At 45.6% G+C, this 18583-nt stretch carries 18 protein-coding genes and 1 pseudogene; 7 read left to right on the top strand and 12 right to left on the bottom strand.

The genetic code is table 11. The features are described from left to right. Nucleotides 1-180: 180 nt before the first annotated feature. From msrB to speB, 6 genes are all read right to left on the bottom strand, one after another. Nucleotides 181-579: a peptide-methionine (R)-S-oxide reductase MsrB gene (gene msrB / locus QUB10_RS27975; protein WP_333206473.1), complete on the bottom strand. Its 399-nt coding sequence runs from the start codon at nt 577-579 to the stop codon at nt 181-183. Between the two features lie 96 nt (nt 580-675). Next, entirely contained in the window at nt 676-2496 is a 1821-nt protein-coding gene (gene modB / locus QUB10_RS27970) for a molybdate ABC transporter permease subunit (protein WP_333206471.1), read from the bottom strand. 135 nt (nt 2497-2631) lie between these two features. Next, entirely contained in the window at nt 2632-2871 is a 240-nt protein-coding gene (locus QUB10_RS27965; RefSeq protein ID WP_333206469.1) for a hypothetical protein, read from the bottom strand. A 42-nt stretch (nt 2872-2913) separates the two neighbouring features. Then, nucleotides 2914-3735 (bottom strand): molybdate ABC transporter substrate-binding protein, encoded by an 822-nt coding sequence (gene modA / locus QUB10_RS27960; RefSeq protein WP_333206468.1) that lies wholly within the window; start codon nt 3733-3735, stop codon nt 2914-2916. Nucleotides 3736-3869: 134 nt separating this feature from the next. Then, nucleotides 3870-4427: a thioredoxin family protein gene (locus QUB10_RS27955; RefSeq protein WP_333206466.1), complete on the bottom strand. Its 558-nt coding sequence runs from the start codon at nt 4425-4427 to the stop codon at nt 3870-3872. Between the two features lie 133 nt (nt 4428-4560). Then, on the bottom strand, nt 4561-5490 hold the full coding sequence (gene speB / locus QUB10_RS27950) for an agmatinase (RefSeq protein ID WP_333206464.1): 930 nt from the start codon (nt 5488-5490) through the stop codon (nt 4561-4563). 204 nt (nt 5491-5694) lie between these two features. Between speB and QUB10_RS27945 the strand changes: the two genes are divergently transcribed. After that, on the top strand, nt 5695-6609 hold the full coding sequence (locus QUB10_RS27945; RefSeq protein ID WP_333206463.1) for an alpha/beta fold hydrolase: 915 nt from the start codon (nt 5695-5697) through the stop codon (nt 6607-6609). Between the two features lie 197 nt (nt 6610-6806). Here the strand turns inward: QUB10_RS27945 and QUB10_RS27940 are convergent, their stop codons facing one another. Continuing rightward, nucleotides 6807-7922, bottom strand: coding sequence for a M10 family metallopeptidase C-terminal domain-containing protein (locus QUB10_RS27940; RefSeq protein ID WP_333206460.1), 1116 nt, complete (start codon nt 7920-7922; stop codon nt 6807-6809). A gap of 158 nt (nt 7923-8080) precedes the next feature. Beyond that, nucleotides 8081-8749, bottom strand: coding sequence for a hypothetical protein (locus QUB10_RS27935; RefSeq protein WP_333206458.1), 669 nt, complete (start codon nt 8747-8749; stop codon nt 8081-8083). A 74-nt stretch (nt 8750-8823) separates the two neighbouring features. Between QUB10_RS27935 and QUB10_RS27930 the strand changes: the two genes are divergently transcribed. The 5 genes from QUB10_RS27930 to QUB10_RS27910 all read left to right on the top strand — a co-directional run bounded on the left by QUB10_RS27930 (nt 8824) and on the right by QUB10_RS27910 (nt 12914). Next, entirely contained in the window at nt 8824-9507 is a 684-nt protein-coding gene (locus QUB10_RS27930) for a response regulator transcription factor (RefSeq protein ID WP_333034626.1), read from the top strand. Next, nucleotides 9504-11078, top strand: coding sequence for an ATP-binding protein (locus QUB10_RS27925; protein WP_333206456.1), 1575 nt, complete (start codon nt 9504-9506; stop codon nt 11076-11078). Before QUB10_RS27930 ends, QUB10_RS27925 begins: the two co-directional genes overlap by 4 nt. Nucleotides 11079-11120: 42 nt before the next feature. Further along, on the top strand, nt 11121-11246 hold the full coding sequence (locus QUB10_RS27920) for a hypothetical protein (protein WP_333190926.1): 126 nt from the start codon (nt 11121-11123) through the stop codon (nt 11244-11246). A 123-nt stretch (nt 11247-11369) separates the two neighbouring features. After that, nucleotides 11370-12476: a DUF4241 domain-containing protein gene (locus QUB10_RS27915; RefSeq protein WP_333206454.1), complete on the top strand. Its 1107-nt coding sequence runs from the start codon at nt 11370-11372 to the stop codon at nt 12474-12476. A gap of 15 nt (nt 12477-12491) precedes the next feature. Next, nucleotides 12492-12914 carry a DUF2809 domain-containing protein gene (locus QUB10_RS27910; RefSeq protein WP_333206453.1) on the top strand — a complete coding sequence of 141 codons (423 nt, stop codon included), beginning with the start codon at nt 12492-12494 and terminating at the stop codon, nt 12912-12914. A 157-nt stretch (nt 12915-13071) separates the two neighbouring features. On the opposite strand, the gene QUB10_RS27905 is transcribed toward QUB10_RS27910, so the two are convergent. The 3 genes from QUB10_RS27905 to QUB10_RS27895 all read right to left on the bottom strand — a co-directional run bounded on the left by QUB10_RS27905 (nt 13072) and on the right by QUB10_RS27895 (nt 15728). Then, nucleotides 13072-13500, bottom strand: coding sequence for a DUF202 domain-containing protein (locus tag QUB10_RS27905; protein WP_333206452.1), 429 nt, complete (start codon nt 13498-13500; stop codon nt 13072-13074). A gap of 333 nt (nt 13501-13833) precedes the next feature. Then, nucleotides 13834-15249: an LCP family protein gene (locus tag QUB10_RS27900; protein ID WP_333206451.1), complete on the bottom strand. Its 1416-nt coding sequence runs from the start codon at nt 15247-15249 to the stop codon at nt 13834-13836. A gap of 104 nt (nt 15250-15353) precedes the next feature. Continuing rightward, a complete protein-coding gene (locus tag QUB10_RS27895) occupies nt 15354-15728 on the bottom strand; it encodes a hypothetical protein (protein ID WP_332978570.1) in 375 nt (124 codons plus the stop codon). A 388-nt stretch (nt 15729-16116) separates the two neighbouring features. Here QUB10_RS27895 and rpe point away from each other — a divergent pair, with 388 nt between their 5' ends. Then, complete coding sequence (gene rpe / locus QUB10_RS27890) at nt 16117-16818, top strand: ribulose-phosphate 3-epimerase (protein WP_190744589.1); 702 nt, start codon at nt 16117-16119, stop codon at nt 16816-16818. Nucleotides 16819-16937: 119 nt separating this feature from the next. Here rpe and QUB10_RS27885 read toward each other — a convergent pair. After that, a pseudogene (locus tag QUB10_RS27885) lies at nt 16938-18204 on the bottom strand (IS701 family transposase). Nucleotides 18205-18583: the final 379 nt, after the last annotated feature.

Raw genomic sequence — 18583 nt, 5'->3', positions numbered from 1 at the left:
TGCTGCAAGAGAATTTGTTTGTGGCGTGGGCTGCTAGGTGAACAGGCAAGATGCCTGTTCCACAACCGGATTTATTTTTTCTCAGTGAATGCTAGGTGAACAGGCAAGATGCCTGTTCCACAACCGGATTTATTTTTTGTGGGGAGTAGGGCTTGGGCTTCTAGCTAGCCCCTAAAAGAATCAATCCTTGGGAACGAAATTAAGAGCAGCAGAATTCATGCAGTAACGCTGACCGGTAGGTTTGGGCCCGTCGTTAAATACGTGACCGAGATGAGCGTCGCAAACAGCGCACAGTACCTCTGTTCGGCGCATGAACAAGGTGTTATCGGACTCACACTTGACATTTTCTTCGCTAACTGGAGCGTAGAAACTCGGCCAACCGGTACCGGAATCGTACTTGGTTTCTGATTTAAATAGCTCCGTACCGCAGCAAATGCAATTATAAATTCCGGGTTTTTTGTTGTCGTGATACTCGCCGCTAAAAGCTCTTTCCGTTCCCTTTTTTCGGGCGACTTTAAACTGTTCCGGCGTGAGTTGTTGTTGCCATTCTGCGTCGGTTTTTTGAACTTTTTCAGTCATGATTTGATTGTGGTTAAGATGTATTTAGCTGTTGAGTGTAGACGGTTGACGGTTAACTGTTGAGAGTTGACGGTTAACGCTATATTGCTAGTTCACTCAGGCTTCCATTAATATTAACCTAATTGGCTCGAAATGAACATACCAGGGAAAAGGATTATCCTTAATAGCCCTCCACTTTTCCTTGAAAACTTCGGCTTGCAAGTGATAATCTTGGGAATCATTGGGAGGCGAGTGCAATTTGAGATATAATGTCACCCGGTGCGGAGTTTCCACAGTCGAGGCGATCCAACAAGCAAAAGTATTTTCACGATCGCACCCGCTAACAAAACTCAGTTGATGAGCCCGAATTCCCACAGAAACTAGAGATTTGGGAATTGGTTCGACTACAGTCAGAGTACAGCCCCAGTCGATCGCCTCGACGAGAGTTACGGAGATCGGTTTAGCTGCAGAGAAATTCTTACAGCCAGTCAACTGGGCGACGGTGAAGTTGCGCGGGCGATCGAAAATGTTCTGTTTTGTATCAAAGGCGATCGGCCTTCCCTCGGCCAATACCAACAGATTTTTGCACACCCGGTAAACTTCCTCTAAATTGTGGCTGACAAACAAAGTAATTCCCCGATAATTAGCCAGAGTCTGCATTAACTCGCGTTCCAGTTGACTGCGTAAGTGAGTATCCAAAGCAGAAAACGGTTCGTCTAACAGCAGCAAATCGGGAGAAGGGGCGATCGCCCTTGCCAAAGCCACCCGCTGCTGTTGGCCGCCCGAAAGTTCGTGCGGGTAGCGGTTTTCCAGTCCCGACATTTGCACCGAAATTAGCTGTTCTTTTACCCGAAGTTCTTGCTCACTTTCAGATAAATGCTGCAAGCCAAACGCAATATTTTGAGCAACACTCAGGTGAGGAAATAAAGCATAGTTTTGAAACAAAAAACCGATGCGGCGGTCTTTAGAAGCTACATTAATGCCCTGTGCTGAGTCAAATAAAACCCTGCCATTGACTGCAATTTTACCGCTGCTGGGAGTTTCCAAACCAGCGATGCAGCGCAGAGTCATGCTTTTGCCGGAACCCGACGCCCCCAAAATTCCCAGCACTTCCGGGCCGATATCAAAGCCGACATCCAAAGCAAAGCTGGAGAGAGGTTTAAAAATGCTTAAACAAAGTCCGCTTTTCGGTTGTTGTTTTTTGGAATTTGTGGTAAAAATAGACGCGACTTTAGCAAGATTTGATGGCAGTCTTTGGCTCGAATTTGGTTTGCGCGATCTCTTTTGTAAATCAGTCCAAAAATTCACAGCAGTTAGGACGCTCAAAGAAATACTCAGAATAATCAAAACCCAAATAGCAGCTTGCCTCATATCCCCTGCTTCCACAGCAAAATAAATTGCCATCGGGATAGTTTGAGTTTGTCCGGGAATATTCCCCGCTAACATCAACGTCGCGCCGAATTCACCCAAAGCGCGAGCAAATGCGAGAATAGTTCCTGCTAAAATTCCCGGCCATGCTAGCGGCAACATAATCCGCCAAAAAACTTGCCACTCTGAGGCTCCCAAAGTGCGGGCTGCATTGAGAAGATTGGCATCAATTTGCTCAAAAGCTCCCAAAGCAGTTTTGTACATGAGGGGAAATGATACAACTGTGGCAGTAATGGCGGCGGCTTGCCAAGTGAAAATTATAGTTAAGTCGAATTGTAGCAAGAATTGCCCGATCGCCCCATTTCTCCCAAACAGCAGCAGCAGCAAAAATCCCACTACTGTTGGCGGCAAAACTAAGGGAGAAATGAAAATCCCTTCAATTAAAGCTTTACCTCTGATGTGAGTTGAAAGCATCCACCGGGCGGCGGCTATTCCCAGGAAAAAGGTAATAAATGTCGCAATAGCGGAGGATTTTAGAGAGATCCAGAGCGGAGAAATATCAAATTCCATAAATCGTAGGGACGGGTTTCACTAACAATAATTGCCTCAAACAAATAATTTCCTAAACCCCCCCACACACAGATAAATCAAAATGTATAATTTGGGGATTCGCTCGTAGGGGCGGGTTTTACCAACAATTTTTGGCTAATACCAATAATTTCGTAAACCCGCCCCCACTTGGGCGGCAAATCGAAATGTACCTCTTTGAATACACAAGCTTATCTGTTGTGTGGGGGCGGGTTTATATAGATTGTTGGCGGGAATTAGATATTGTTGGTGAACCCGCCCTACAAAATTTGGTTGTATCTCACATCTTGCACCATTCTCAAGAACAGGCTTTCCGGCCTGTTCCACAAAGAGTGAATTTTCTTGTGGAACAGGCATCTTGCCTGTTGCTAAACAAGTAATTGAGAATGGTGCAACATCTCAGTTGTATGAGACTAATTGGCGAGCTATCCCAAATCCGTATTTCTGAAATACTATTTTAGCCCGATCGCCCCCCAAGAAGTCAACAAACGCTTTAGCATCAGCCTGATTGCGGCTGTTTCTGATAACTGCTAGCGGATAAACAATGGGCGAATGCAAATTTTCGGCAGCCGTTAGCCGCACAGTTACTTTGTCGGAGGCTGTGGCGTCAGTCGCATAAACTATACCAGCATCAACGTTACCGCTTTCGACGAATGTCAGCACTTGGCGGACGTTATTTCCTAGCACTAATTTTGGCTGTATTTGCCCCCACAATCCAAGTTTATTTAGCATTTCCTGAGCGTATTGGCCCACAGGTACGCTTTTCGGTTCGCCGATCGCAATTTTCTTGATTCGGGCATCTGTCAACTGTTTGAAATCCGTCAAAGCAACACCGTTTTTGGTAGTAATCAAAACTAGGCGATTTGTCAGCAAATTGCGGCGCGTGTCGTTAATTAGCAGGTTAGATTTCTGCAAAGCATCCATTGGGTTGGTGGCGGCGCTTAAAAATACATCTATCGGTGCTCCCTGCTGAATTTGCTGTGCGAGGCTGCCGGAAGCACCGAAATTATAAATAATAGTAAAATTCGGATTACTGCTTTGATAAACAGTTTTGATTTCCCCTAAAGCTTTCGAGAGACTGATAGCAGCGGATACGTTTAAGGACGTTTGCTTCTGTGCTGTTGTTGGGGAAACGCTTTTAAACAAGTTCCAAGCAATTAGCAGTGTCAGCGCTACAGCGGCTGCGACGAGCGTCGAGTTGAAAATGCGTTTTCTTTCCACAAGGCTGTATTATAATTTGCCCTAGGGCGATCTACACTATCTGTAGTAGTAAGGTGCGCCGCGCACACCTTACAAGTAGATGCTGTTTGTCCAGGATTATCATCTTCTAATGACTGATGACTGCTGACTAATGACTACGATCGCCATTTGACGGAACAGCCTATCGCCTCTGTAGTTGAAGGCTCAACGGGTTGACTCTTGAGCAATTGGTCGATCGCACTCCGCAGATAAGAAACCTGCACCGCCGCCGGATCGTCAGCGTTGTCGTCAATTAAACCTTTATAGCGCAGTTTGCCGTCTTGGTCTAACAAAAAAACCTCCGGCGTTTTAGAAGCCCCAAAACTTTCAGCCACATCTTGAGCAACATCTCGGATGTACGGGAAGTTGAGTTGATTGTTGGCGGCAAAAATTTTCATATTCTCAAAACTGTCGTCGGGATATTGATTTGCATCATTAGCATTAATCCCGATTAAAGTAACATCTCGATCTTGAAAATCTGCTTGAAGTTCTTTCATGCGATTGAGATACAACTGCACGTAAGGGCAATGATTGCACATAAATATCACCGCGATTGCCCGAAATTTTTCTAAATATCGAGCTAAATGGTGAACTTCTTCGTCAACTCCCGGCAGTTCAAAATCGGGAGCGTAGCCGTTAATGGGAGTACCCGTTGTATCCATTAGTAAACTCATGTTTTCAGGAGGTGAAGAGCAGTATTTGCCAGCATGAAAGATGAAACTGTCAGCACGAATAAAATTGGCTGTTGTTTGGCTTTACCTTAATTCTAGCCTTGCCAACAGCCTATTGTGATGCGTACTTCGCGATTTATTCCTCGTCTGGCTTTAGCCAACCTTGAGCTAGAGCTTGGTATCCAATAAGTTTGTATGCTAATTTGGCGGCGGTAAATTCTGAGACTACAGAATCTACAATAGGTGCTAATTCCATAATGTCACACCCGATTACTTCGTAGGACTCGAAGACGCGGCGCAAAAATCCGGTGAGGGAATACCAATTTAACCCGCCCGGTTCCGGTGTTCCCACCCCTGGAATTAAAGTCGGATCGATGCCGTCTAAGTCGATCGTCAAAAATACTCGCTTAGTTGTTATGCTGGCAATTGCCCGATCTGCCCAATCCGGTTGAGTAGCGATTTCCCTAGCTCGAATCACGTTTAGCTGTTTTGCTTTAATCAAGTCGGCTTCTTCCTTGCAGATAGCGCGAATCCCGATTTGCAGTGTCGGTAAGCCCATATCGACAACACGCCGCATCACGCAGGCGTGGTTGTGAATCGAGCCTTCGTATTCGTGCCGCAAGTCGCCGTGGGCGTCGATTTGCACGACTGTGAAAGGTTCATCCGGGTATGCTTGGCGATAACCTTCGACAACGCCAGCAGTGATGCTGTGTTCGCCTCCGAGGGAGATGACAAATTTATTTTCGGTAACTAGCTGGTAGACTGCTGCTTGGGTGACTTGCAGCATTTCTGAGGATGAAACTGGTTGGCGGTTGCGGGTATCGGCGATCGGCTCTTTTGTATAAATTCCGACATCGTAGCAAACTTCGGCATCCAATTCTTCGTCGTAGCACTCGAGTTGATGAGAAGCTTCTAGAAGTTTGGCGGGCCCGTTTTCGCACCCCCGGCGGTAAGTGGTGGTAGCTTCGTAGGGAATTGGCAAGATTACTACTTTGGCGGTGTCGTAGTCTGGTACAATTTCTGACCCCAGAAATGGTACGACAGCAGTGGAAACGATCGTTGGCATAAGGGAAATTTTAATACAGCAAAGAAGTCAGCAGGTTTAATCGTGACATAATATCGGCTCTAACTGCAAAGTAGTCATTAGTCATTAGTCATTAGTCATTAGTCATTAGTCATTAGTCATTAGTCAGCAGTCAGCAGCTAACAATGCCCTATGCCCTATGCCCCATGCCCAATCTAAAATCTAAAATCTAAAATCTAAAATCGTATGACATCTTCTACTCCCGCTTTGTCAACACTTATTTCGCCTCAAACTTGGCTGTGGAAAGGCTTTCCGATTTGCTACCAGGCTGCGGGTTCCCAGGGGCCTGCGGTGGTGTTTGTCCACGGTTTTGGTGCGTCTTGGGGCCACTGGCGCAAGAATTTGCCGGCGCTGGCTGCTGATTGCCGCTGTTATGCGATCGACCTCATCGGTTTTGGCGGTTCTGCTAAGCCCGCGCCCAAGCTTGAGATTGACTATACTTTTGAAACTTGGGGACAGCTAATTGCTGATTTTTGTCGGGAAGTTGCGGGCGGGCCGGCTTTTTTGGTGGGAAATTCGATCGGCTGTGTGGCAATTATGCAAGCGGCTGTTGATTTTCCCGATATTGCTGAGGGCGTAATTTTACTCAATTGTTCCCTGCGGTTGCTGCACGATCGCAAACGCGCCGAAATGCCTTGGTATCGCAGTATGGGAGCGCCCATTGCACAAAAAGTTTTAAATGTCAAGTGGATAAGTCAATTATTTTTTAAACAATTAGCAACGCCAAAAACAGTAAAAAAAGTGCTTTTGCAAGCTTATCACCGTCCTGAAGCTGTCACCGACGAACTGGTAAATATGTTGCTGGAACCTGCCAAAGACAGCGGTGCAGTCGAAGTATTTGTGGCATTTATCAGTTATTCTCAAGGCCCGCTACCGGAGGATTTGTTGCCTCGTTTAAGCTGTCCGGCTTTGATTTTGTGGGGGACAGATGACCCTTGGGAGCCGATCGCATTGGGGCGAGAATTGGCAAAGTTTCCGGCTGTGGAAAAGTTTATTGCGCTGGAGGGAGTGGGCCATTGTCCCCAGGATGAAGCGCCGGAACTGGTCAATCCTATTTTACTCGATTGGATTAAAGGGCGATCGGCATTTACCGAAAATTAGTGCTTTTGCTCCTTTCATCTGCGTGAATCAGCGTCAATCCGTTGTCATCTGCGGTTAACACATTCTCTTTTTTTTACCGCAGATGATGGCAGATAAACACAGATTAACGCAGATGATTTATATCAATTCCGGTTGCAACATCGGTGATTGTTGACTGTTGACGGGATTTTACTATTCCGATGCTAGCGGAATTGATATTACACGAATATGAAACTATCTGGAGTAAAGCCGCCTTGAATTACAGCAATTTGGTCAGATGTACCAGCCAAATTGATGGAGTTACCAACAATATTGTAGTTGGAAAGGCTGCCACTTAACTGAATGCGATCGATTCCTTGTTGGAAATCCTGAATTAGTGCAACTCCTGTTCCCTGATAGTAGCTCTTAGTGGCATCACCGAGAACAAAAATATCTCTACCCTGACCCCCAATCAGCACATCGGTTTCATTGCTTCCCGGTGTAGCACTCAAGGGGTTTACTCCAATTAGCGTATCATTGCCACGCAAACCAGAGAGTGTATCGTTACCATCTCCTCCTACTAAAGAATTGTTTTGGATGTTTCCGGTAAGGACATCTACATTCGGAGTTCCTGTGACGTTAACGAAATTCTCTACCGTAAAATTCAGAGTGCCGATACCGGGTAGATTATTAACCGCCAAACGATTCTGCGACAAATCCACATTAATAGAAGCTGTGCCGCTACCTGTAGAAGCATCGATGGTATTAATCTGTCCTAAAGGAGCAATTATTTGTTCTATATTTTGCAGGGTATCTGTTCCTGCTGCGCCTTTATCTACAAAACCTTTAGCCTCAAGGCTAATGCCGCTGCTCAGGGAAAGATAGCTAATTGTATCCGTGCCTAATCCTCCAATGATGCTATCTGTGCCGCTACTGCCGAGGATGAAGTTATCTAAACTATCTCCGGTAATATTGTCGTTTCCTGCTGTGGTGCTAATACTGTTAGCTGGCGGAGGGGGTGGAGTTTGGTTTTGGGGAGGTAAAGCAGAAGTCGTAAGTTGTGCGCCTTGATTTTGGGGAGGAGGATTGCCCGGTGCGCCTTGATTTTGGGGAGGAGGATTGCCCGGTGCGCCTTGATTTTGGGGAGGAGGATTGCCCGGTGCGCCTTGATTTTGGGGAGGTTGGTTGCCGGCTGTGCCTTGATTTTGGGGAGGTTGGTTGCCCGGTGCGCCTTGATTTTGGGGAGGAGGATTGCCCGGTGCGCCTTGATTTTGGGGAGGAGGGTTGCCCGGTGCGCCTTGATTTTGGGGAGGATTGCCCGGTGCATTGATTGGATTAGGAAATAGTGCTGGCATGATGTAATTACCTGGATTAGTTTTCTAAGTTTGAATCAGTTGTCAGGCTAAAGAAATGAATTCTCAATCGGCCTGTGATTTAGTCTCTACAATCATTAAGTTGGTTGAATATGACATTTATCCCTGTCCTAGGATTACAGTTTTGTAATGTGGAGAAATTAGCGTTTTTCCGAATTTTGAGGTAAATTACGATCGCCGGGTGGACGCGGTGGAATGCCCAGAATTTTAATCAACTCTGCTTCGGTGACTCCCAACTTTTTCGCTGCACCGGGAATATCTAAACGAGGAGGGGGCGGTGGGCTGGGCGGGCGATTATTTTCGCTTGGCGGTTCCGGCGGTTTGGCGGGTAGCCCCAATGCTTCGATTAACTCGGCTTCGGTGACTCCTAATTGTTTGGCAGCAGCGGCAAAATCTATACGGGGCGGATGTCTGCGCTCTTGATTCGGTTCGGGCTGGCTCTGGGCTAGTACAGTATTAGAACTGAGATATTTCACCTCTGTCAGCAACAGGCAAGATGCCTGTTCCACAAAGAGTAAATTTTCTTGTGGAACCGGTATCTTGCCCGTTCTTGAGGGCAACAGGCAAGATGCCTGTTCCACAAAGAGTAAATTTTCTTCTGAAACGGGCATCTTGCCCGTTCTTGAAAATGGTGCAATATATGAGTTAGAACTAGCTGTAGTCCGATCGGGAAAAGTCAAGCTGCTAAACCCCAGCAGCAAAGCTGTAGCAGGTAATGCGAGTAGTGAAGCAATTTTCATGATAGTTACCATCGCCAATCCCAAAATGTTGACAGCTAAATTAAACTCCCCAAACATGACTGGGAACACTGCGGATGGATTACAGTTTTGTAATTTAAGTAAATCCCTGATGGCGGTATAATCGCAACCGAATAGGTAAATCTATGAATGTTCTCTACGTTGAAGATGAAGAAAAAATCGCCAATTTTGTTTGTATGGGCTTGAAAGAACAAGGCTTTGTTGTGGATTATTGCGATAATGGCAATGATGGCTATGGGCGGGCGATGGATAATGAGTACGATGCGATCGTCCTGGATATTGTTTTGCCTGGAAAAGATGGATTATCTATTCTCAAACATCTGCGAAAGGCTGGACGTAACGTACCTGTGATTTTATTAACTGCTCGCAATGAACTGGACGATCGCATTGAAGGGTTACATCTCGGTGCGGATGACTATTTGGCTAAACCGTTTTTTGTTGAGGAGTTAGTGGCTCGGATTTATGCTGTGGTGCGCCGTGCTTCAGGCGGTGGCCAAAATATTCTGAGCGTTGGCCCAGTTAAGCTCGATCGCATTTTGCGAGAAGTTACTTGCGATCGCCATGCGGTAGAACTTACAAGCCGCGAGTTTAATCTTTTGGAATATCTAATGCGATCGCCCGGTAGGGTACTCACCCGCACACAAATCCTCGAACATATCTGGGGTTATGATTTTAATCCGAATACGAATGTGGTAGATGTCTGTATTCAACGCATTCGCAAGAAAATTGAACCGATCGGCGGTACAGGATGGGTTGAGAGCGTGCGCGGCGTTGGCTATCGGTTTCGCAAACCAGATTCCCCATCGTGAAACTCCAATCTTTTCGCTTTCGGATTACTCTATTATCTGCTGTTCTGGCAAGTGTTGCTCTGATTGGCTTTAGTATTGTTTCGTGGTGGTTGATTTACGATGCTAAGGTAAAACGTCTTGATGCTGAAATCAAGAATCAGTTAATCCAATCTACCCGCCCGCAATCGACCCAATGGGATGCTTATAGTGATTCTTTGCCATCAGTTTTGGGTATGAATGATGGGGAAACAACCGCGGCTTTGCTGGTGACTGATAGAGATGGTAATTTGCTCTACCGATCGCGCCAGTGGCAAGATGGACTTGATGCTAATTCATTATGGCGATCGCTGCCTCAACCGCCTCCAGATCGACGTAGAATACCTTTTGAATTAGAACCTCCCCCTCCACCACCTCCACCACCTCTACCCAATCCACTCGCTCTACTCGCTCCACTCGCTCCACCACATCCCGATCGCCCTGATTCATTCTCACCGAGAGAAAGAAGACCTCCGCGCGATCGACCTCCTCAATTCGATCGACCTGATTTTCCTCGAGTTTTCAAAGCTAAACTAGCAACCCAACGTACTAGCAGGGCAGTTTGGCGTGTGGGCGCGATTCATTCTCCTCAGACTCAAATAGCAATCGCTGTTAACTTACAAGCGATCGATCGGGAAATGGCATCGATTGGCAATATCTTTCTATTTTCTATTCCCGTAGTGCTTTTACTCGTGGCCGGTGGAGCCTGGGTGATATCGCGGAGTATTCTATATCCCATTGGGCGACTCACGATCGCAATTCGCAATGTCACCGTACAGGGGCTCGATCGGCGCGTTCCTGTCGGCTCAACGGATATAGAGTTTGTAGAATTAATTTTTGTGTTCAATCAGATGTTAGAACGTCTGGAGCGAAGTTTTAAACAAGCTTCTCGTTTTAGTGGAGATGCTGCCCACGAATTAAAGACTCCGCTGGCCATTTTGCAAGGGGAACTAGAACGGGCTTTGCATCAAGTTGAATCGGGTTCAGAGGTGCAGCAAACCCTGAGTAATTTATTGGATGAAGTGCGCCGTTTGAGTGAAATTACCCGTAAACTTCTCTTACTTTCTTTAGCCGATGCCGGACGTATGGGTTTACATTTGGTTGAGGTGAATATGTCGGATTTGCTATCGGAAATTGCCGAAGATATGGAACTGCTAGCACCGCATTTAGATGTGCAAATGGCAATTGCTCCTAATTTATATATCAAGGGCGATCGCGATTTGCTCGTGCAGGTTGTGCAAAATCTGGTTGGTAATGCGATTAAATATAATTTACCGAAGGGTTGGCTCAGGTTACAGGCTAACTGTCAGGGAAAAAGAGTAATTGTGAAAATTGTCAATAGTTCTCACGATATTTCTTTGAGGGAGCGCGATCGTATTTTCGAGCGCTTCCATCGCGGCGACTCCACACAGATCCAAAAAATCGAAGGATCGGGATTGGGGCTAAGTTTAGCAAGGGAAATTGCACGGGCCCACGGCGGTGATATCAAACTAGATGCTGCCATACTTGGTCAAACAGGGTTTATACTGAGTTTACCTGTGGGCGATCGCGATTAACCTTATAGCAGTGAAGCAGGACGAGTTATCTTAGCTAAGACTTTGGCTAATTCTGATTTTAAAGTTAACGGTGCGACTGGGGAAGTTAAGTTTTTGCTCAGTCGCGATCGCCACAGCAATGTAATTCTTTTGCAAGTGGTACCAGACACTCAATCCGATACAGGTTAAGATTTTATGCCAGTCATATCAAGTCCGGTTAAATAGATATGGCTTACCCAAGCAATCTTTGATATTGAACCACAAATCATATATTAGAGTAGTAAAAAAGTTCTATCTAACTGCGATCGCCTCATGTCCCCAAAGACTCATACCAACTTCCTCGCAGCATTCGATCCCAATCAAGTCTACGAATCGCTCACAGAGAGTCCCATAACCAGTGATGTTTTTCAGGCGGGTGACTTAGTTTTACCTTCAGGGCGTATTATTGCTTGCGACCCCGGTTGGCTGTGGTGCAAAGACGTTGACCCGTTTAGCAGAACCGTTCCACCAGGGCGCTATCCTGTGTTGCTAAGTGTGGTTGACAGTGGGCGCACTGCCTGTGCGATGGTTAAGTTTTGCTCTGAATCCCCTGTCCGTTGGGAGATGGCTCTGCGTCGAGGTGAGGATTTGGCCGAGTTAAGACGGAATCAGTTTTTTGCCTATGGTGTTGATGCGGGACTGGGATGTTTTGTCGATGCTCAGGTAGTTGAGCGACGTTCTGATGAAGAATTGCAGTGTCTAGTCGAGCGTGCCATTGACCAAAGGATTCAATTGGATGACTGGCTAGCAGCTCAGGAGCTGGTAACTCTATTAACCTACCCATCTCAGCAAATTGTGGATCAGAGTGGCTTCAATCTCACCCTAGACCCCGATATGCACACTTTCAATCTTACCCTAGACCCTGATACTGGGGGCAATACGATCGCATTTGGAAGTGGATACGGGGATGGTAGCTATGCCAGTTATTGGGGGTTCACAGCCGATGATGAACTGGCTTGTTTGGTCACTGATTTCCGGGTACTGCTTGAACACATCACGGAAAATATCGAGATTGAAGTTACAAGCTTCCTAGAAAAATCCATAGAGCATCGTGACTTGGAGCGGCTTGAGATGGCTATAAGACTCAGCGTTCATCGCCCAAGTTGGGTTCAGCTTAGTGATGATTTCCTCAAATCACAACCCAGCAACCCAGATTGCATAGTGGTTTTGGAAGGACAGGGGCGCCAGCCCTGGAGCGTCAATTTAGAGCCGGGCGGTCGATTTTCCGGCTGTCCTATGATGATGATTTCAGAATCGATAGAAGAGGATAGGTGGTACAGAGAATATTGGTTCCATGAGCCGTTGCAAGCCAATGCAGTATTGAAGATCGCACTTAATTCTGAGGTTTATCCACTTCAACCTGTGACAACAAATGCGTGATTGTGCCCAGAATCAATGACTTCCCCAATTTCTCCCGATCGCCGTTTTTTAAAATATCGAATTGCCCTGCTCATCATTATAATCGTGATTATCCCTTTAGGTTATGCGGTGAGATTTTCTCGCGGCCCTGCACCGGAATGGTTCAACGACTCTTTTGGGAGCATAGCTTATGAGGTATTTTGGATTTTGCTGGTCGTTCTGATCTGGCCGCGATTTTCCCCAATTAGGGCGGCTTTAGCTGTGTGTCTAGCTACCTGCGGAGTAGAGTTTCTCCAACTGTGGACAGCTCCGTTTTTACAAGCAATGCGAGCTACTTTACCCGGAAGGCTGATTTTGGGAAATCACTTTAGTTGGTCAGATTTTATCTCTTATTTTGTGGGGAGTTTTTTAGGTTGGTTGTGGGTGCGATGGCTTCATTTCACTTGCTTCCGATTGTAAGTTGTACTGCATTTAAATTGTAGATTTTGATTGCCCGATCCCAAATCGTCAAATCCTCTCCCCATCAGATCCTCTAACACCACAGACAATCTAGATCCACAAAAGCTGAATGATCTGGTTGCGGTTATTTTCACTTTAGCTAAGCGATCGGGTTAACTTAGAATTGAGAGTTTTTAGGAGTTGAAGTGGGAGCTATATTTCCGCGATCGCGCCATAGCAACAAGGGAATGCTTAACGTTCCTAAAATCATCACAACTCCAGTCAGTATCCAAACTAGCACACGATTTGGGCGATAATCACCTCGCTCAATTTGCCAGAAAACTCGATTATAACGCCATGCTGCCAAGGCAATGACCGCAATTCCAAAAACTACCAGACTCAGCCCTAATGTTTCCGAGTTGAAGAAGGGAGGGGAGGAAACTTCTTGCTGAGTCACTGTAGCTTGAAATTGACGGAGAAATAAACTGAACCGACTGATCGCAAATCCAAAACCGATTAAAGCGAGTGAAGTTCGTAACCATGCAAGAAACGTGCGTTCATTTGCCTGATGTTCCCGCTGTCGGTCTATTTTAGGACTATTGTTCATCAACCCTACCTTTATAAAATATCTTAAACTTTCCCTCGTTGATTATTGTTTCAGTTCAGGTTTCGGAGGGAAGTATCGGTATTGCGATCGTGATTCATCATCACCAAAAAATATAGTATCATATCAAATCCGTTAGCATCGGAATAGTAAATTCGAGTTCACTGTTGACTGTTGACTGTTGACTGTCAACCGTCAACCGTCCACATCATTCCGGTGAAACCGGAATTGATATCAGTAAATCGACAAAAAAGCGATCGCCTCCCTCTCTATCAACAGAAAAGAAGAGGACACAGCATTGCTGTGTCCCTACAAATACCCCAGTTAAATCCCCGTTTAAAAAGACTTAGCCGCACCGCCGGACTGAGCCTTTTTCTGCAACCAATCCTTACCCAATCTAATTGTCACGTCGGACTGCAAAGAACCCGTACTCTCAACCAGCACATCTCCAAAACCCAAAAACTGGCGAATTGCTTGAGCACCTTTAAGATCGCCCTGTTGAGCTACTAGAGTAGTTACCTCCAGCGGTTCGGGCCAAGCTTTATAAACCTGAACATTCCGATAACCGGCTTGAGTCAATTTATTGACAAAATCTTCAACAGCCGATGGATCTCCGGTACTATCTTGAATCGCCACATTCAGAAAAGTCGAATCAGCATTCTCAATTTGCCAAGTATTTTGGCCGAAGTCAAAATGTTCCGCCACCATAGTTTCGATGGCATATTGGTCTGGCAACCAAAAACTTGACTTGTAGTCCTTAGAATCGCTAAATTTACCGGGAACCATCAACATCTGCACGCCAGCGCGATCGGTTTGAGTAGCAAAACCAGCCAAAGCTACCAATTCTTCTATACTCAAATTCGTGTCAAGGTGAGACTGAATCACCGACAAAATCTTCGGTAGTCGAGACAGCAAACCTACATTTACTTCCTGTTCCACAAAAGCCCGCATCAACAATTGTTGGCGCTGCACCCGCCCGATGTCGCCCAAATCGTCGTGTCGGTAAAGCAAATATTGGACGATTTGTTCGCCGTTGAGTTTCTGCTTGCCAGCCTTTAAATCTATATATAAATGCTGGCTGTGATCGGTATACTTCATGTCTTTAGGGACATTAATAGTAATGCCACCCAGGGCATCGACCAAACTTTTTATGCCATGAATATTAACTGTGACATAGCGGTCAATTCCTACACCGCCCAGGAGTCCGCTGACTGACTTCGCTGACGAAGCCGGGCCACCGTAGTAATTAGCTTCGTTGATTTTCACCTCGCCCCTGCCTTCAACATAGGTGCGGGTGTCTCGCGGAATGGAAAGCACGCTTAACTTTTTATTTTGAGGGTCAAACCTAACCAAAAGCATGGTATCGGTTAACCCCTTAAATGAGTTTTCCCAAACCTCGTGTCCGACATTTTTGTTGACACTTCCTTCGATGTCAGAGGTCAGAACTTTAAGTCCTAAAACTAAAATATTAACTGGCCGAGTCAGCTCCGGCATTTTCATGCTGAGCTTTGCCATGTCGCCTTGAGAAAATACTGCTGCTTCTTCAGGGCTCAACTTTTGTTGCTGAAGCGGCGTTGTAGAAAGGGAGACGGCTAGCAATGCTCCGGCTGTGGCTGAGAGCATGGCTACTCCCGCCAAACCAAAACCAAAACCCAGCCAGCGGCCTCGATGGGGCTGGGAAGCTTTTTTGGTGGCAGGTTGAGCAGTTGATTGTTGGATAGGGTCTTGATTAGGAATTTTTTGAGCTGGCACTGGCTTCCTCACACACAACAAAAATAAAAAAGATAATGGCAATATGTAGTATCAAGCTGAAGACGCACTCAATCAATAGGGTAGGGGCTTAAAAGAACCCTAAATTATGATAAATGTTTGCCTACTACTTGCTCGGCTACCCGACTAATTCCGGGCAACCATAGTGGTTGACGCTTCCAGAGGCGAACCATCAGTCCCAGAGCAACGATGAAATAGCTGGTTGTTAGCAGGCTACTCATTAATAACATGGGAAGTGTCGGAGATTCCGCAGAAATCGCTCCCGCTTCTAAAAGAATATGTCCTAAGAGCCAACTAAAAGCAAGGGCAATTGCCAAGCGGCTGATGGCTTTGCGTTCGGGAGTACCCTGACGGCGGTAAAGAGTCCACAGGGCGGGGAAAAAGCCGATGACGGGGATCATTAATACAAACAGACTGGCACGATCGAGTTCAGGATTTTCTAAGGGATCTGTATTTTTCATGATTCGGTACTCAAAATTTGCAGAAGGTCAATCGATTTTAGATTTTAGATTTTAGATTTTAGATTGAAGCATTGACTTGCGCGAGATAAATTCGGGCGGCAAGTTTCATCGGATACAGGTTTTTTATTTCTGGACGGATGAATTTGGGGGCTTGTATCCTGGATGCTTTCGGTCGGATTTTGCACACAAGTTATTTGTTAGAGGGAAAATTTATATCCTAAACCAAAATTCGGATAGCAGGGCTGGTGTGATCGCCAAACTTGTCTGTCAGAGGCAAAATTTTTCGGTGCTGGGGATCTCGCGATCGATCGTTGGCAACTTTTCGACCCGGAGACCCGTATTTTGATAAACTGGATACAGCACAGCAGACAGGAGAACAGACTTAGCCATGACCCAATCCCAAAAACCAATCGTTATTGCTCCATCCATATTATCAGCCGATTTTAGCCGTCTCGGAGAAGAGATTCAGGCTGTCGATCGAGCTGGGGCTGACTGGATTCACGTAGATGTGATGGACGGTCGCTTTGTTCCTAATATTACTATCGGGCCGCTGATTGTTGAGGCAATTCGCCCTGTTACTACCAAGGTGATCGATGTCCACTTGATGATTGTGGAGCCGGAGAAGTACGTCGAGGACTTCGCTAAGGCTGGTGCTGACATTATTTCGGTTCACGCGGAACACAATGCTTCGCCTCACTTGCACCGTACCCTCGGCCAAATTCGGGAATTGGGGAAAATGGCTGGTGTGGTTCTGAATCCTTCGACGCCTTTGGAGTTGATCGAGTACGTGCTGGAACTTTGCGATTTGGTGCTGATTATGAGCGTCAATCCGGGCTTTGGTGGTCAAAGTTTTATCCCGGCTGTTTTGCCGAAAATTCGCCAGTTGCGTAAAATGTGCGACGACAAGGGCCTCGATCCTTGGATTGAGGTGGATGGCGGTTTGAAGGGGAACAATACTTGGCAGGTTCTGGAAGCGGGCGCAAATGCGATCGTCGCTGGTTCTGCTGTGTTTAAGGCGAATGATTACGCAGGGGCGATCGAGGGTATCCGCCACAGCAAGCGCCCGACTCCTGAGTTGGCTGCGGTTTAATCAAAGATTTTTCGAGTTTTTCTGGTTTTTCTCGTTCCCAGCCTGCTTTGGCTGGGAACGCATTTTTATCAAAAATCTGGGTTTAAAACCCTGTCCTTCTAGCGGGACTTAAACAAATTTTAAGCCCAAACAAAGCCTAAACTGGCTTTATAAGCGGAGAATACGTCCCAATTTTGGTTCAACCATTTCACAAACCTAAAAGATATGGCTGTCCGAAATGCTTCGAGTGCATCACTAAAAGTGTTTAAAGGTTTGTTTGCCCATTTGCGCCTTAATCCTCCTGTTAAGGTATGCCAGAGAATGAAAGTGTAGGCACAAAACACCATAATGAAATGTCTTTTCAGGCTGATTTCATCTCTGACTTGATATTCATTTAACCCCAACCAGCCCTTGGCTTCCCGATAGAAAACTTCAACCCAATTTCTTTGTGAATAAGTTTTTACTATCCACTCCTCTGTCGCTTTTGATAAGTCCACATTACTCATCAAATAATCTATTTCAGTGGCGGTATCGAAAGTATCTGCATTCATGACGATGGCTATTACTTTCTTACCCGTGCATTTTGATAACTCGACTTCTTTAATTGCTACCCATACTGTTCTCGGTCGTTCGAGATTGAGTTGGATTTTTGTGAAAGCCCCTACAGGTAAGGCTTTTGTTAAGTTTTCTACTCGAATTTCCTCTGTTTCATTTTCGGTTTTTTGAATTATTACTTTGCGATTCTTGGCGATTCCTCCGATATATTTTAATTTTCGGTTTTCTAATTCTTGTAAAAAACTGGTGTTATTACCATACCCTGCATCCATCAAGACTATTCCTGGCTTATAGCCTCTCGCTAAGGTTTTGTCTATTAAATTTATGGCTATTTCTGGCTTTTTCTTGAATTCTGGGTCCTCTTTTCCTTCTGGTAATGAGTCGGCTTTTTTATATAATTCAATATCTAATGGCAGGCTCTTTTTACCATCATATAGATGACTTGTAACTATTACTACCCCATTGTCAGTTTTTCCGATTTGTCCGATGTATTGTCTGCCTACACCGTCGGTAAAATTACCACTTTTTCGGTGACCTGAATCATCTATTATCAGGCTAAATCCTCGACTAATCTTGGCGCAAGTGACACTGATTCATTACGTCTAGGCGACGTTGATTTAGCTCATTGAATGACCAAGGCGCTGCTGTTAAAAAATGATGTAATTTGTGGTAAGTTACTCCCACGGCATTTGCTGCCATCTGCGACAGGTTTTTTCGCTCACTTTCTCCCAATAATCCCCCTAAATAGTTCCTAAACTCTCGTTTTTGGGCAAGATGACCAAAAATATCGTCAAATCTTTGACACCATCTATCGAAGCAGGGGGGCATCGCGGCAGGGGTTGTCTCTTTCATTGGTCATTCTTTAACGTTATATGCTTGCATAGCAAGCATTATAACGTATTTTCACCGTATTTTTTGTTTAAGTCCCGCTAGGACGGCTTTAATTTCTTAAATCCCTTCCTAAAACTCAGGAAATTTCTAGTACACTAGAGTAGTCAAGGTTAAACTCGCAATGCCCTCGTGAAACAGGACATGAGACACACTTTTAGGCATAAATTGTTGGACCGAGAGCAGCGAAAACTCTTTAAACAGCTAGAGGCTGAATTCAGTAAGCCTTAAACCAGCAAAAACAAACTATTTTTAGGATTGTTAAGCAGGGTAAGAGCATCTTAATCAGGCTTGACACAAGCACTTGAGAATCTGCATCATATAGTCATCATTCATCGCCGCT

Origin of the sequence: Microcoleus sp. B5-D4 (assembly GCF_036705145.1) — a bacterium.
Lineage (GTDB): Bacteria > Cyanobacteriota > Cyanobacteriia > Cyanobacteriales > Microcoleaceae > Microcoleus.
This window is presented reverse-complemented; position numbering and strand designations above follow the sequence as displayed.